This is a genomic window from Rhodococcus sp. 105337 (assembly GCF_012844225.1).
Taxonomy (GTDB): domain Bacteria; phylum Actinomycetota; class Actinomycetes; order Mycobacteriales; family Mycobacteriaceae; genus Rhodococcus.
Genome location: NZ_JABAGQ010000007.1, coordinates 78,530 through 92,650, shown reverse-complemented (window position 1 = coordinate 92,650; position 14,121 = coordinate 78,530). Strand labels below are relative to the sequence as shown.

General features: G+C 66.6%; 12 protein-coding genes. 7 read left to right on the top strand and 5 right to left on the bottom strand.

All coding sequences use genetic code 11. The annotated features are described in order from the left end of the window. The first annotated feature begins 190 nt into the window (after window positions 1–190). Complete coding sequence (locus HF886_RS13065) at window positions 191–1,849, top strand: sensor histidine kinase (RefSeq protein ID WP_169621524.1); 1,659 nt, start codon at window positions 191–193, stop codon at window positions 1,847–1,849. A gap of 163 nt (window positions 1,850–2,012) precedes the next feature. Here the strand turns inward: HF886_RS13065 and HF886_RS13060 are convergent, their stop codons facing one another. Then, on the bottom strand, window positions 2,013–2,759 hold the full coding sequence (locus tag HF886_RS13060; protein ID WP_169652517.1) for a GAF and ANTAR domain-containing protein: 747 nt from the start codon (window positions 2,757–2,759) through the stop codon (window positions 2,013–2,015). A 1,150-nt stretch (window positions 2,760–3,909) separates the two neighbouring features. Here HF886_RS13060 and HF886_RS13055 point away from each other — a divergent pair. Beyond that, the gene (locus HF886_RS13055) at window positions 3,910–5,631 is read left to right on the top strand and encodes a hypothetical protein (protein WP_240955117.1); all 1,722 of its coding nucleotides are present in this window, start codon (window positions 3,910–3,912) and stop codon (window positions 5,629–5,631) included. A gap of 4 nt (window positions 5,632–5,635) precedes the next feature. On the opposite strand, the gene HF886_RS13050 is transcribed toward HF886_RS13055, so the two are convergent. Beyond that, window positions 5,636–5,776, bottom strand: coding sequence for a hypothetical protein (locus HF886_RS13050; RefSeq protein ID WP_169652516.1), 141 nt, complete (start codon window positions 5,774–5,776; stop codon window positions 5,636–5,638). A 281-nt stretch (window positions 5,777–6,057) separates the two neighbouring features. On the opposite strand from HF886_RS13050, the gene HF886_RS13045 reads away from it, so the two are divergent. Beyond that, a complete protein-coding gene (locus HF886_RS13045) occupies window positions 6,058–6,249 on the top strand; it encodes a hypothetical protein (RefSeq protein WP_169621526.1) in 192 nt (63 codons plus the stop codon). A 72-nt stretch (window positions 6,250–6,321) separates the two neighbouring features. On the opposite strand, the gene HF886_RS13040 is transcribed toward HF886_RS13045, so the two are convergent. Further along, window positions 6,322–6,522 carry a CsbD family protein gene (locus HF886_RS13040; RefSeq protein ID WP_169621527.1) on the bottom strand — a complete coding sequence of 67 codons (201 nt, stop codon included), beginning with the start codon at window positions 6,520–6,522 and terminating at the stop codon, window positions 6,322–6,324. Window positions 6,523–6,660: 138 nt separating this feature from the next. Between HF886_RS13040 and HF886_RS13035 the strand changes: the two genes are divergently transcribed. Then, window positions 6,661–6,822 (top strand): hypothetical protein, encoded by a 162-nt coding sequence (locus HF886_RS13035; protein ID WP_169621528.1) that lies wholly within the window; start codon window positions 6,661–6,663, stop codon window positions 6,820–6,822. A 27-nt stretch (window positions 6,823–6,849) separates the two neighbouring features. Here the strand turns inward: HF886_RS13035 and HF886_RS13030 are convergent, their stop codons facing one another. Continuing rightward, on the bottom strand, window positions 6,850–7,869 hold the full coding sequence (locus HF886_RS13030; RefSeq protein ID WP_169652515.1) for a magnesium transporter CorA family protein: 1,020 nt from the start codon (window positions 7,867–7,869) through the stop codon (window positions 6,850–6,852). A gap of 115 nt (window positions 7,870–7,984) precedes the next feature. Beyond that, on the bottom strand, window positions 7,985–11,470 hold the full coding sequence (locus HF886_RS13025) for a serine/threonine-protein kinase (RefSeq protein WP_169652514.1): 3,486 nt from the start codon (window positions 11,468–11,470) through the stop codon (window positions 7,985–7,987). A 161-nt stretch (window positions 11,471–11,631) separates the two neighbouring features. On the opposite strand from HF886_RS13025, the gene HF886_RS21090 reads away from it, so the two are divergent. The 3 genes from HF886_RS21090 to HF886_RS13015 all read left to right on the top strand — a co-directional run bounded on the left by HF886_RS21090 (window position 11,632) and on the right by HF886_RS13015 (window position 14,082). Beyond that, window positions 11,632–11,991: a hypothetical protein gene (locus tag HF886_RS21090; protein WP_240952338.1), complete on the top strand. Its 360-nt coding sequence runs from the start codon at window positions 11,632–11,634 to the stop codon at window positions 11,989–11,991. Next, window positions 11,985–13,112 (top strand): methyltransferase, encoded by a 1,128-nt coding sequence (locus HF886_RS13020; protein ID WP_346765361.1) that lies wholly within the window; start codon window positions 11,985–11,987, stop codon window positions 13,110–13,112. Before HF886_RS21090 ends, HF886_RS13020 begins: the two co-directional genes overlap by 7 nt. Window positions 13,113–13,230: 118 nt before the next feature. After that, window positions 13,231–14,082: a Bax inhibitor-1/YccA family protein gene (locus HF886_RS13015; RefSeq protein ID WP_169652512.1), complete on the top strand. Its 852-nt coding sequence runs from the start codon at window positions 13,231–13,233 to the stop codon at window positions 14,080–14,082. The last annotated feature ends 39 nt before the right edge of the window (window positions 14,083–14,121 follow it).

Below are 14,121 nucleotides of genomic sequence, written 5' to 3'. Positions count from 1 at the left end.
ACGGGCAGGAAAAGACCATCGATGCCGTGCGATTACCCGTGTCCGATTCCTCCCAGTACGCTACGGCGGTGTTCTCGATGTCGGTACCCCTGCCGCGTGCAGGGTCGTCCCGTCTCGCTCGGATCGGAAACGCACGCGGACATCGGACCGGTGTGCGGCGCGAAGTGGAAAGAACAGGACCTAAGCGAGCATGAGAGATCCTTCGTTACCCGAACCCAAGAGCGAACAGATCCGTTCCCGGATGACTGTCCAGGGCTGGTTCCAGGTTGCGTTCGCAGCCCTGGCGGTGTTCCTTCTGGTGGGCACGGTTATCGGTACCTACTTCATCGACCGGACCGCCCGGATCACCGACCAGTTGGTCGTGGACATCCAGCCGGCACAGGTCGAGGCGTACCGGTTCCAGTCTGCTCTGCTCAACCAGGAGACCGGAGCGCGTGGTTATGCCCTCACCGGAGACCCGGGCTTTCTCGAGCCGTACCTCACCGGGCTCGAGGCCGAGCGGAACTCCGTGGAGCGGCTGCGCACCCTGATGGCCGGCCACGACGATGCGCTCGCCAACCTCGACACCATCACCTCGAATGCGGCGGCATGGCGTGCCGAGTACGCAGAGCCGCTCGTGGATGCACCGCCGAGCGGGACCGAGCGAACCGATATCGCGGAGATCGAACGCGGACGTGCCGCCTTCGACGTGCTGCGCTCCCAATTCGAGGACCAGAACACGATCCTCGTCCAGGCTCAGGCGGACGGTTACGAGGGGCTCGTGCAAGCCCGCACCGTCCGCAATTCTGTCCTCGTGGCGATGGTGGTCGGTTTCCTGTTCACCGGCGCACTCATGGTCGTGCTCGTGCACAACCTGGTCGCCACGCCACTTCTCCGGCTCCGGGCGGCGACGCGGCGGGTTGCCGGTGACGGGAACTTCGATCAGCACATCTACCCGCAGGGCCCGAAGGACATCCGGGACCTTGCGACGGACGTGGAGGCGATGCGCGGGCACATCGCCCAGGCATTGACCGATGCACGCCGGCAGCAGGACAAGCTAGCTCGTCAGACCGCCGATCTCGATGCCCAGGCCGACGAGCTTCGACGCTCCAACACCGAACTGGAGCAGTTCGCCTACGTTGCGTCGCACGACCTGCAGGAACCGCTGCGCAAGGTTGCCTCCTTCTGCCAGTTGCTCGAGAAGCGCTACGGAGACAAACTCGACGACCGGGGTGCCCAGTACATCGCCTTCGCGGTCGACGGGGCGAAACGTATGCAGGTCCTCATCAACGACCTGCTGGCGTTCTCCCGCGTGGGCCGGGTCAACGACGCGCGTCTGCGCGTGGACCTGGACAAGACCTTGGACAAGGCGCAGTCCAATCTCGCGATCATGATCGACGAGGCACAGGCCCGCATCGAGCGGCCCGAGAAGATGCCCGAGCTGACCGGTGACCCCACCCTGCTGACGATGCTTTGGCAGAACCTGCTGGCCAATGCGATCAAGTTCCGGCATCCCGACCGGACTCCCGTCGTCCGGATCACGTGCGAGAGGGTGGACGCGGAGGACGACGCGGCCGGCTGGGAGTTCTCCGTCAGCGACAACGGCATCGGTATCCCCGCCGAATTCGCGGAAAAAGTCTTCGTCATCTTCCAGCGCTTGCATGCCCGGGACGTCTACACCGGGACCGGTATCGGTCTGGCCGTATGCCGAAAGATCGTCGACTACCACGGGGGCAACATCTGGATCGACACCACGTGGACGGAGGGAGCCCGCGTGTGCTTCACACTCGTCGGCGCGAAAACCCAGACCGAGCTGGGACCATCGGGAGCCGTTCACCCCGCGGGCCTGCCCGGCGCGGCGCGCTCCTAGCGCAGTTCCGGCGCCGCCGGGGGACATGGCGGTGCTGTCGATCCCGCGGGTTTCCGTGCAGTGAGGGCGGGGTACCGGAGAGAGAGGTTTGACATCTGCCCGGGCGGGTGGTCGGACCCAGGCGGCGTGAGTTCAGAGCAGTAGCTCACGCCGCCGTCGGGGCTCAGCGGTCCTTGCCGACGGAATGATTCTCGACGACGGTGCGGGCCAGATCCGCAACCTTGAGATTGACTTGCTGCGACGTGCGCCGCAGAAGGTCGAACGCCTCGTCGGCTGTGAGGTCCTGGGCCGCCATCACGAGGCCGACTGCTTTGCCGATCTCCCGATTGCTCACCAAACCGCTACGCAGCGAGTCGATGTCTTCGCCGCGGCCGATTGCGGTGGCAGTGACCGAGGCGAACGCCGCCAGCATGCTGGCATGGTCGGCCGCGGCCGCGGAAGTGAACGCGCCGACAGTATCCGAGAACAGATTCAGTGCCCCGACCTTCCGTTCGTCGATCAGCAACCGGAAACCCATTGCTCCGCGCACGGGGGTGGACTCGACCACCGCCCGGGCGAGTGCGGGCCACGACGAGCCGTTCCGCAGATCTGCCTCGATCTGCGGAACCTCTTCCTCGATCGCGTCCAGGCAGGGTCCCTCACCGAGGTGCCGCTCGTGGGAATCGATGGCCGCAGCGACATCGTCGCTGGCGGCGACGAGGACGAACTCTCCGTTGCGGCGCAGCATCACGCTCGCGTGGTCACAGCCGGGCACGAGCAGGGTTGCGGCCACGCAGATCGCCGAGTACACCTCGGAAGCGTCGGCGCCGCCGTACAGGATCTCGGCCAGGGCAGTGAACACAGTTGCGGGATCGGCGTTGTTCGACGCCGGGGTGACGGTCGAGGATCCGTTCCCGTCGTGGTCCGTCATGCGGTGACCACCGGGCGACCGGAATCTCGGTGCATGCACTCGGAAGCACTCGAGATCTCTACCGGCTCAGACGAACACGGGTGTCGGCCGACTGTGCTCGGCGGGCACCACCGGTGACGCGACGCACGGCGATCCGAAGCCCCGATTCCCCCTGGACCGCGGGGAGGGGAGACCGGCCGAGCATTCGACGCGGGAACAACTCTCATTGAAGGGTTTCTCCTGAAACAGACCCGATCCCGCCGGTTCGAAAACTCGCACTCGACACCGCGGACACGATTGACGATCAAGGGCTTCTCTTTAACCCCGGGGAATCGTACCCGAGCGGAAGGGGCGCCGATCTTTCCGTGCCGGGCCCTCGAGGGGGCTTTCGCCTGCCGTGACGCCGAATCCGATTGCGTTGTGCCGGATGATCTTCATCGCCGCAGGAGGGAATAGGTGGAGGGCACTCTGGGCATAGATAAGAGGGAAAGACGTCGGCCGTCCATGGATGGCACGACCGTCGCCTCGATCGACGAGGCGGCGTATGGGTGAAAGGACTTCACATGTGGGCTCTGCTCAGTAAGCCGGTCCGTCGATGGGTGCTGCTCTCGCTGGCAGTTCCGCTGGTCGCCGGGGGTTTGTCTCTCGTTGCCGGTGTTCTGCAGCGCCGAAAAGGGCACCCGACGAAGACGTCGAAATCGTTGTTGGCGGTGTCGAACTTCCTCCGCAGGCGGCGCAACCGCGGGTCGAGTGATCACGGCCGTTCGAACACGGGCAAGTGACGCCGGAATCTCATATCCCCAGCCGGCCGCCTCCGTCACCCTGCGGGGAAATCTGGGCCGGCAATACGTATTCGCGCCGAAGGTCGTCAGGATTGAGGACGAACGGCCTTACCGATAGGGACCTTCGGCGAAGGTGAACGGGTAATACGACGCGCGCTCCGGGATCGTTCGACCCCGGCCGGGGTCCGGATCGGCCGACGAGCCACCCGGCCGGGGGCCGGGACCGTCCCGGAGCGCCGCGCCTGACCGAACCTGCGGAGCGCTGCCGCCGAATGCGGTATTCCACGTCACCGTCGCACCCACCGTGGTGGAATCGACAGATTCCGGACGGCGGGGTTGCCATACGCCACCCGGTGCGGTTCGATCCGAGGGACTCGGTGGGGGGACACATGAAGATCGTGGATGCGGTCGCGCGGGCGTCGATGTCGGTGCTGCTCGCGGCGACGGCCGGTGCCGGCATGGTGGTCCTCCCGGGGGTGGCCCACGCGCAGGCCGGAGACCGGACCGAGGTTCCGTACCTGTCCACAGCGCCGCTCGCCGAGAAGGTTGCGGGGTCGGTCGTGTCCATCGCCGTGCCGTTACCGCCGGAGGTGGGGCCGCACCCACCGGAGTGCGACCGACTGTCGTATCTGCGGTGGCGGTCGGTCGACGGCCCCGTCGAGTCCGGGGATGCCGATCGCATCTTCGTCGCACAGCCCGGAATCTTCGAGGGCGCAGGGGCATTCGAGAGTGTGGCTCGCAATACGGTGGTGGCGGCCTCAGAGCGCGGCCTGCACGTCGAGTTCTGGGCCCTCGACCGGCGCTCCAACTGTCTCGAGGACCACGTCGGGATGCGCGCCGCGCTCGAGACGGGCGATCTGGATACGGCCGCCGACTACTACTTCCGCGACGCCGAGATCGACGGCGCACGCTTCGAAGGACATGCGACAGGGTCGGATGTCGCGTGGCTCGCACATGTGGGTCTCGAGCAGACCCTGCGCGACCAGTACGACCTTCTGCGACACGAGTTTCCGGACCAGAAGGTCCGCAAGGAGAAGGTGCTCTGCGGTGGGCACTCGATGGGCGGTTTCATCACCGGCTACTTCGCGGAATGGGATTTCGACGCCGACCCTGCCACCACCGACGACGCCGGCTACAACCAGTGCTCGGGCTATTTCGCGCTCGATACCGTTATTCGTGCGGGCGCGCCGTTCCCGAGTTCCGGGCAGCAACCCGACGTACCCGAAGCATTGGCCGCACCGCTCGAGATCTTCCTCGGAGCGGCCTCCACGGCGAGTCCGGTCCTGCAACTTCCCGCGGTCATCAACCCCGAAACCACGAATACCCTTGCGCTGGCAGGGCTTGCGGCACGGTTGGACCCCGACGGGGTCAACGACATCGTGTCGCGGATGCCCGACAACGCGAACGTGAACTGGACGCTGCGTACGTTGCTGGCGAAGGATCCGGAGATGTTCGCGACGGGTGTACCCGATGTGCGGACGCTCAACGCCACCAATGAAGCGGTGCTCGGCGCCCTCCTGGACGACAACTCACAGCCGCTGGGGTTCTTGCAGGCGAGTGTCGGGTTCATGACCGGAGGGCCCGTGCAGGACAAGGTGTTCCCGGTGCCGTCCACTCCGGAGATACTCGAATCGGGATCCTTCGGGGACGCCCCGAAGGCGTCGCCGGCGGTATACGGCGACCCCGAGGTGATCTACCGGTGGCTCGATTACGACGAGGTGGGTACCGAAGCGTCGTTGCCGGAGGAAAGCCGGTATACCTCTCGGGCCGGTGAGGTGACATCGATAAACGAGTTGGCGCGCAACCTGTCCGAGCCGCCGTTGGATTTCACCGAGTGGTACTTCCCGATGCGCTTACCGTCGGATCTCGCGCAGAGTACGGCCCCGTCGTTTGCGGCGCATCATCTGTACCGCGACGGGGTGACGAGGAACCCGGTCCTCACGTTGCGCGGGAGCGGTGGAATCACGCTCCCGGCGTCGAACCATCCGAACGCTGTGGCGATCACCCTTCCCGGGTACAACCACATCGACGTTCTCACCGCGGCAGCCGATCAGAACGACGGGCACGGCGAACCGGTGTCGCGAGCTCTCGTGGAGTTCGCGACACCGTAGGCCGTCAGGGGCGACCGGAGAAGATCGAGCTGTAGTCGTAGGGGCCGACCTGCGCGGCAGGCGCGACAGGCTCGGCCTGCTCCGGCTCGTTCGGGTTGACCGGCTGCAGGAACAAGGGATTGTTGGCTTCGGTGTAGCTACTCATGGTGGTCCTTTCGGGTTCGGCGCGGACAACTCCGGCCGAAGGGGAGCGACGAGGTGCAAACAGCGAGGTCGCGCGGTGTATGCGCGGGTACTCGGGTGCAGATCGAAGAAGATCATCGAGGCCCGTCCGAAGAAGATAGCTCGGAGGCTGCGAGCCGTGCGATTTCTCCACCCTACACCCCTGGGTCGCGGTCCCGCTGTGCGACACGGCGGGAGCGGGGCGGCGCGAGCGGGGAGGAAAAGGAGGTTTAGGGCCGGGGCTCCGCCGGGAAGTACTCGGGCATGGCTAATTACAGAGTGATCGATCCCAAGGGCGACATCGTCGAGACCAAGGAAATCGCCAGTGCCGATGACGCGCACGCGTGGTTCGTCGACAAGCGTGCCGACAACAGCGAACTCGGCTGGCGGATGGAGGCCCAGAACGACGAAGACGGAACCTGGCACTTCTTCGACGACACCGAGGGCGCGTCCTGAGGTTGTCCCACGCGAAACGGGCCGGGGGCCGCGCACGATGCGCGGCCCCCGGCCCGGATGTCGGCAGGGATGTCAGTCCTGCTTGAACGACCTCTTGACGTCGTCTGCGGCGTCGGTGACCTTGTCACCGGCCTGCTTCATGCCGCCCTTGGTCTGCTGGCCCTTGCCTTCGGCCTCGAGATCACGATCGTTGGTGGCCTTGCCACCGTGCTCCTTGGCCTTGCCGGCCAGTTCTTCTGCCTTGTGCTTCGCCTTGTCGATGAAATCGGCCATCGGTCGGTCCTCCTTGTTTGACGGACGGTTCTCTCTCCGGATACCCGGCCGGCACGCAGCGAAACCGCGAACCGGCAAGCGGCGCCGAATGCGGCCGACCGTGTAACACTGCCTGGGTAGACCCATGAGGAGGAGAAAATGTCCGACCCGAACAGCGGCGACCCCATCGGCGATGCCCCCGATGCCGATCCCGAACTGACGCGCAACCGGTCCGGTGGCGGGGCAGCGGCGGTGTGGCGCGTGGTCACGGTGCTGGTGATCATTGCGCTGATCATCGCGCTGATCATGGTCTTCCTCTAGCGATCGCCCGAGCGGAGACCGGTCGGCCTAGAGCCAGTCGCGGCGTTTGAACAGCACGAACAGCACGGCTGCGGAGAAGAAGACGATGACAGCGACCGCGAGGACGCCCATTTCCTCTCCCGAGCCGGGAAACGGCACGTTCATCCCGAACCAGCCGGTCACAGCGGTCGGCACCGCGATGATCGCGGCCCAGCCGGTCAGCTTCTTCATGACGGTGTTGAGACGGGCATCCTGCAGCGACAGATTCGTCTCGAAGACGGTCGTGACCATGTCGCGTAGCGATTCGGTCCATTCCGTGGCACGGAGAACGTGGTCGTAGAGGTCGGTGTACCAACCGTCCAGCCCGGGCGTGATACCGTGTTCGGCGCGAAAGTGCATCACCGCGTTGACGACCTCTCGCATCGGCAGCACGACCCTGCGCAGCTGAACCAGTTCCTTGCGGAGCCTGTAGACAGCCCGCTGGATCTGCTTCGGCTGGGCCTCGTCGGCGAACAACCCGTCCTCGATCTCCTCGATCGCGTCGTCGAGGTCACGGATGGTGTCGAATTGCCCGTCGACGACCACGTCGAGCAGGCCGTGCAGCAACGCAGCGGTGCCGAATTTCAGCAGGTCGGGGTTTGCGTCCCAGCGGGTCACCACATCGTCCATGTCGAACGGGCCGCGGCTACGGACGGTGACCAGGCACCCGGGCAGAAGGAATGCCGAGATCCGCGTCGTGCTCAGCCGGGATTCGTACGCCTCCACCGCGGGATCAGGGCCGGTCGCGAGGTGCGTGGCGTAGACGGTGAGGAAGGTGTGCGTCGCATAGCGCGTCGCTTTGGTGCGTTCGCCGCGCGCGAGCGCATCTTCCACCGCGTGGGGGTCGAAGCTCAGCTCCTCCGCCAGCGCGAACAGTCTCTCCGGTTTCGGATCGAGAAGATCCACCCATACGAGGCAGTCGGGGTCCTGCAGGTAGTCCGAGATGTCGGCGAACGGGACGTTGTCACCCTCGACTCTTCCGCTGCGCCACACCCGTGTGCGGACCTGGCCGTCGTGGATGGTGGTCATTCTCGCAGTCTGCCCGACTCGCTCCCGGTGTGTGCAGGGTCGAGCCCGTGTTCTCGAACCGGTTCGTCGCGGGTGACGACGGGGCGCGTGTCCCTGCGTGCAACCGTTCCGGCCGTCACATTCGGGTGCCGACACCTCCGGCGTCGGCCAGTCGGAGCATTTCGGCGAGGAATGCCTCGTCGACGATGGGCCACCCTCCGGGCAGCGTGCCGGTGCGCACCCTGTCCTGCAACGACTGGAGCACCGCGACCACGTGCGGGCCACCGTCGATGAGATGCCGCACCAATCCGCGCTCCCCGCACAGCGCGACGAGCGGCGCAACGGTTCGCTCCGCTTCCTCGTACCGCCCGGCGGCGTGGAGGCATGCCACGACGAGCCGGGTGTAACTCATGTGAGTCCGCGGGCGACGGCCTGCGGTCCGGCGTTGCCACCACCGCGCCCACTCCACGGATTCGGCCACGGCGGCCGGCTCGCCGGTGCGGTAGAGCAGACGGATCGCGGTAGCGTCCTCGTATTGCGCGGTGACCTCTTCCGGTCCCACCGCGAGGGGCGTATCGGGATCCGGCATCGTTCGGTGCGGCGGTACCTCGGGGTCGAAACCCAAACGCAGACGTTCGTTCTCGATTCGTGCTCGCAGGCGCGGAAGTTCGTGTGTCGACGCCGCCCGAAGTCCTTCGTCGAGCAGTTCGAGGGCGGCATCCCTGTCTCCGCGCAGTAACTTCAGCCGAGCTGCGGTGGCAAAGCGAGCCATCATGAAATCGGCTATGCCACCCTCGATTCCGAGTAATTTACTCTCGTCGAGCAAGGCTTCCGCCTCAGTGATTCGTCCCTGCTCGTACATCATCTCGCCGAGCATCGCAGCCGACAGCCGACCCGCGTGGCTGTGGATTCCGCTGCTGTTCCGAGCCGCGCGCAATGCCCTGCGGAAGTACTCCTCGGCGCCCGCAACGTCGAGTTGTTCGTTCGCGGCCATGCCGCACAGGCACATCCCGTAGATCGACGCGAACTGCCCGCGTGCGCGCTCGTGGTAAGGCCGGGCCCACTCCTGACGGCGCCGCGCACTGTCGAATTCGAAACACAGGAGGTCCGCGTAGGACGCGAGGACGGACGCGGAGCCTACCGCCCAGGGACGGGCATCCTGGGGTTCGGCGAGGACCGGTTCCACCAACTCTGCGATCCCCCGGACCTGATCGGCGTTCATCAGGAGCGCCGCTTCGGCCACGCGGGTCTCGACGAGGAGCGCATCGAGTTCGGACGAGGGGAGAGTGCTTCGGGCGCATGCGGCCGGAATGGCGGCAAGCGCCCCCCGTGCCTCCGAGAACCGCTGCAGCGCAGCGTCGGCCCAGCTTCGACTCAACAGCAGACGGGGGTCGTCGGCGACCGCCCGAGGTGGCAGCTTGTCGATCTGGGCCAGGAGAGTGCCCATATGCCCCTGCTCCATCAGGGACATGCCGTCCGTGGCCACCAGATCCACCGCGAATGCCGTGTCACCGGCGGCGAGCGCGTGGTCGACGGACTCGCGGATCAGGTGGTGCCGCGCGCACCACTGCGCGGCGGCGCGGTGCAGTGCGGGGATGCGCTCGGGATGGTCGCGTTCGAGGCGTCGGCGCAGGAACTCGCGGAACAGGTGATGGAAGCGGAACCAGACGCGTTCGTCGTCCACCGGACGAAGGAACAAGTCGCGTTGTTCCGCGTCCTCGAGCATCGCCTGGCTGTGCGGCTCGCCGGTCAGTGCTGTGGCGAGTCCGGCACAGATGGAGTGCGTGACCGAAATCGCCGTGAGGAACTCGTACATCTCCGGCTTGAGCGTGGAAAGTACGTTCTCGGCGAGGTATTCACCGATCGCGTGGTGGCGACCGCTCAGATTCTCGATCATGGCCGACGGATCGTCGCTGTCCCGCAACGACAACGACGCGAGTTGCAGGGCAGCGGCCCAGCCTTCGGTGGTGTTGTTCAATCGCTGTACGTCGTCGGGAGACAGATGCAGGCCCCCGACGTCGCGAAGAAACGCCTCGGACTCCTGGTCGTCGAAACGCAATGCGGCCGAGTCGACTTCCAGCAGCTCGTCGCGCACGCGCATGCGGCTGAGCGGTAATCCGGCCCGGCTGCGGCTGGTGACGACGACGTGCAGGTTCGGTGGCCCTTGCTCGATCAGAAGTTCGAGAGCCGCAACGGTTTCCTGTGAGGTGACACGATGCCAGTCGTCGACCACGAGCGTCGTCGGCTCACCGGTCCGGAAGATCTCGTCGATGAGCGTACTCAGGACGTAACGGGTCGCCTCGTCACCGTGCGCCTGCAGAATCTGCGCGAGGTCGCGGGCGAGCGCGGGGTGGAGTTGCTTGACGGCTTCGATCAGGTGCGCGAGAAACCAGGTGACGTCGTTGTCGTCGCTGTCCACGGTGAGCCACGCGACGGGAACACCTTCGGCTGTGAGCACGTCCCGCCATTGCGCCGCGAGAGTCGACTTCCCGAATCCGGTCGGGCCGTGGATGGCAGTGAGCCGCCGACTCTGCCCGGAGCGGAGCAGTCGAAGCAAGCGGGTTCGGTGGACGAGCGGCCGGGCAGGCAGCGGAGGACGGAAACGGGTGGCGGGGGCAGTCGACCGCGGCGTGACGGCAGCGGTAGGCGGGTGGCCCGTCTCCGGAGGTGCGTCCGCCCGCGCGTCCGTGAGATCCGCAGGCGGCGACGAGGGCAGCGCCATGTCGTCGACCTTCAGACCGTGACGCCACTCGATTGCACGGAGAAGCTCACCGAACTCCGCGGCGGACGCCGGACGATCCTCGGGGTCGGGCGCCATTCCGCTCTCGAGGGCGACGCACAGATCATCCGGGATACCGGAGCCCCGAAGGTCCGGGACGGGCTCGGACGTCATCCGCACGAACTGGGCGACGACCCGCTCACCCACCTTGCGTTCGAAGGCCGCGTGACCTGTGATCGCGCAGAACAAGGTGGCGGCGAGCCCGTACAGATCCGACGCCGGTGTCGGCTGCCCGCCGCGCAGGACCTCGGGGGCGGTGAACGCGGGCGATCCGGTGATCATCCCGGGTGTCGTGCGGAAGCCGCCCCCCACGTGCGCGATGCCGAAGTCGGTGAGCTGGGGCTCGCCGTATTCGGTGATGAGGATGTTGCCGGGCTTGACGTCCCGGTGCAGGACGTCTGCACGGTGGGCGGTCTCGAGTGCCCCGGCGACTTTCACGCCGATCCGTATCGCCTCCGGCCACGGCAAAGGGCCGTGCTTGCGGATCCGCGTGTCGAGCGAGTCGTGCGGGTGGTAGTGCATCACCAGGTACGGCTGGTTCGAGTCCGTGGTCCCGGCCTGCAGCACGTTGACGATGTTCGGGTGGCCCGAGAGCCGGCCCATCGCGCGCTGTTCCCGCAGGAATCGTTCGAGGTTGTCGGGATCGAGGGTCGTGCGGAGCACCTTCACCGCGACCGTCCGGTCCAGCGACTCCTGTCGGCAGCGGAAGACGATTCCGAAACCGCCGCGGCCGATTTCTTCGGCGTCGGTGAATCCCGCATCGGCCAGCGAACGCACGATTTCGGCAGTGTCCACCGTCGGCGCCGGGGCGCGCTGGGTGGAGATCAACTCGTAATCAGGCATCGTTTCGATCACCTCGCGGGGCCGTTTCTTCAGCGTAGTCCCGAAATGTGCACTCCCGACGCGGATCGTTCGCACGCCCTCGTTTACCGTGATCCGACCGGACCCTGGCAACGATGCCAACGGACCGGTCCAACAACACTGCTATCAGAAGTGGGACATCAATGAAGAAGACTGTCGCGGCGCTGTTCGGCGCAGGCGTGGTCCTGCTCGCGTCGGCGTGCGGATCCTCGGACGGAACCGCATCGGCCGACGAGACCACCACCACGACCACCACAACCACCACGAGCGCCTCGTCGGCGCAGGGTGGTGCAGGTGTGCAGCTCGGCAACAGCTACGACGAGAACTGCGACGCTCTCGTTCCGTACCTCGACGAGCTCGAGGAATGGGGACAGGATCGTGCCCAGGCAGCGCAGGCCGTCGCGGATGCGCAGCAGCAGCTCCCGCAGTGGCAGGAGCTCGACGTAGAGCAGCAGGCAGACACGCTCCGCGCCATCGAGAACGCCGGCAAGGGCGAGTGCTGACAGACCCGCTGTTCGACAGGTTGCGGCGCTTCCCGGATGTGGAAGCGCCCAATCTGTTCGCTGTCGATGCCGCGGACCGGCTGATCCTCGACGAAGCCGGCCCGGCCCTCGAGGCGGCTCCCGACGGCACCGTCGTCGTGATCGACGACCAGTACGGTGCCCTGACCCTCGGCGCGGCGGTCCGCTACGAGATATCCGGCCTGCACGTCCATCAGGATTCGATCGTGGCCGAGCGCGCCCTGGCCGCCAACGCTTCCCGTGAGAACCTCGCAGACCGGTACGCGTCACACGGTCTGGACGAACAACTCCTCCGCGGCGCCCGCGTCGTGCTCCTGCGCCTGCCGCGTTCGCTCGGCGCGCTCACCGAGACAGCCGAAGCGATCGCCCGGCACGCCGACCCGGAAGTCGTCGTCTTCGCCGGTGGCCGGGACAAGCACATCACCGTCGCCATGAACGACGTGCTCGCACGATCTTTCGCCGAGGTCCGGGCGTCACGGGGGAGGCAGAAGTCGCGCGTGGTCACCGCGCGCGGGCCGATCCCGGGCCCGAGCACCTATCCGGTACGGGAAACCCTCCCCGAACTCGCCCTGGTCGTCGTCGCGCACGGCGCCGCGTTCGCCGGCCCGCGACTGGATATCGGCACCCGCTTCCTCCTCGACTTCCTGCCGCGAACGGCACCGGACGCATCCGTCGCCGTGGACCTCGGATGCGGCACCGGCATCCTGGCGACCGTGCTCGCGCGGCAGCACCCGGACATGCGGGTGATCGCCACCGATCAGTCGGCCGCCGCGGTGGACTCGGCCGCGGCGACCGCATCCGCGAACGGCGTCGCCGACCGCGTCGATGCGCTGCGCGACGACGTCGCAGGCTCGCTGCCCGACGCCTCCGTCGACCTCGTGGTGTGCAACCCGCCCTTCCACATCGGTGCGGCCGTCCACACCGGCGCCGCGGAGAAGATGTTCGCCGCGGCGGGTCGCATCCTGCGTCCGGGAGGAGAGATGTGGACGGTGTACAACTCGCACCTGCGCTACCGCCCCATCCTGAAACGGGTGGTCGGCGCCACGAGTGTCGAGGGCCGCAACCCCAAGTTCACCGTGACTCGATCGGTGCGCACCCGGTAGAGTCCGATTCGTCCGGGGTCTGCTCTGCGGCGACCGTCACAGCGGTCGGAGGGAGGGAACTTCTGCCCCGGCTTACGCGTTGAGCGGACAGAAGCGACCACCAGAAGGGAAGTGCACGGTGCGCACCACCAGTAACCCGGTGTTCCGTAACCTGCCCAAGCAAGAGGGCGGCGGATACGCCAGTTTCGGCTCTGCGTCGGCAGGCGCCGCGCAGGTCACCCAGCAATTCGGCCAGCCGCAGTATTCTCCTACGGACCCGTGGGCGCGGCCCACGACCGAGCGGTCGATGACCATCGACGACGTCGTCACGAAGACCGGTATCACGCTCGGCGTGCTCACCGTCTCTGCGCTGATCTCCTACGTCCTCGTCACCATGAACACCGGCCTGGCCGCACCGTTCGTCATCGGCGGCGGTCTCCTCGGTCTCGTCCTGGTGCTCGTAGCCACCTTCGGCCGCAAGATGGACAATCCGGCGATCGTGCTCGCGTACGCCGTGGCGGAGGGCTTCTTCCTCGGCGCGCTGTCGTTCATGTTCACCGACATCACGTTCGGTGGCGCCGGTGGCTCGACACTCATCGCTCAGGCCGTCCTCGGCACGTTCGGTGTCTTCTTCGGCATGCTCGTCGTGTACCGCACGGGCGCGATCCGGGTCACGCCGCGTCTGACCAGGATGATCGTCGGCGCTCTCGTCGGTGTCCTGATCCTCGCGCTGGGCAACATCATCGCGGGCTTCTTCATCGACGGCGGCCTCGGGCTGCGTGACGGTGGCCCGCTGGCCATCATCTTCAGCCTCGTGTGCATCGGCATCGCGGCGTTCAGCTTCCTGCTGGACTTCGACTCCGCCGATCAGCTGATCCGCGCTCAGGCTCCGGAGAAGGCCGCGTGGGGCGTCGCCCTCGGCCTCACCGTGACCCTGGTGTGGCTCTACGTCGAGATCCTGCGTCTGCTGAGCTACTTCCAGAACGACTAGCAACAACCACGAACGAAGGCCCCGGGCGATGCGCCCGGG

What these genes read in the sequence shown, in the direction of transcription:
- HF886_RS13065 (WP_169621524.1), top strand. Translation starts at nt 191, where the DNA reads ATGAGAGATCCTTCGTTACCCGAACCCAAGAGCGAACAGATCCGTTCC.
- HF886_RS13060 (WP_169652517.1), bottom strand. Translation starts at nt 2,759, where the DNA reads ATGACGGACCACGACGGGAACGGATCCTCGACCGTCACCCCGGCGTCG.
- HF886_RS13055 (WP_240955117.1), top strand. Translation starts at nt 3,910, where the DNA reads ATGAAGATCGTGGATGCGGTCGCGCGGGCGTCGATGTCGGTGCTGCTC.
- HF886_RS13050 (WP_169652516.1), bottom strand. Translation starts at nt 5,776, where the DNA reads ATGAGTAGCTACACCGAAGCCAACAATCCCTTGTTCCTGCAGCCGGTC.
- HF886_RS13045 (WP_169621526.1), top strand. Translation starts at nt 6,058, where the DNA reads ATGGCTAATTACAGAGTGATCGATCCCAAGGGCGACATCGTCGAGACC.
- HF886_RS13040 (WP_169621527.1), bottom strand. Translation starts at nt 6,522, where the DNA reads ATGGCCGATTTCATCGACAAGGCGAAGCACAAGGCAGAAGAACTGGCC.
- HF886_RS13035 (WP_169621528.1), top strand. Translation starts at nt 6,661, where the DNA reads ATGTCCGACCCGAACAGCGGCGACCCCATCGGCGATGCCCCCGATGCC.
- HF886_RS13030 (WP_169652515.1), bottom strand. Translation starts at nt 7,869, where the DNA reads ATGACCACCATCCACGACGGCCAGGTCCGCACACGGGTGTGGCGCAGC.
- HF886_RS13025 (WP_169652514.1), bottom strand. Translation starts at nt 11,470, where the DNA reads ATGCCTGATTACGAGTTGATCTCCACCCAGCGCGCCCCGGCGCCGACG.
- HF886_RS21090 (WP_240952338.1), top strand. Translation starts at nt 11,632, where the DNA reads ATGAAGAAGACTGTCGCGGCGCTGTTCGGCGCAGGCGTGGTCCTGCTC.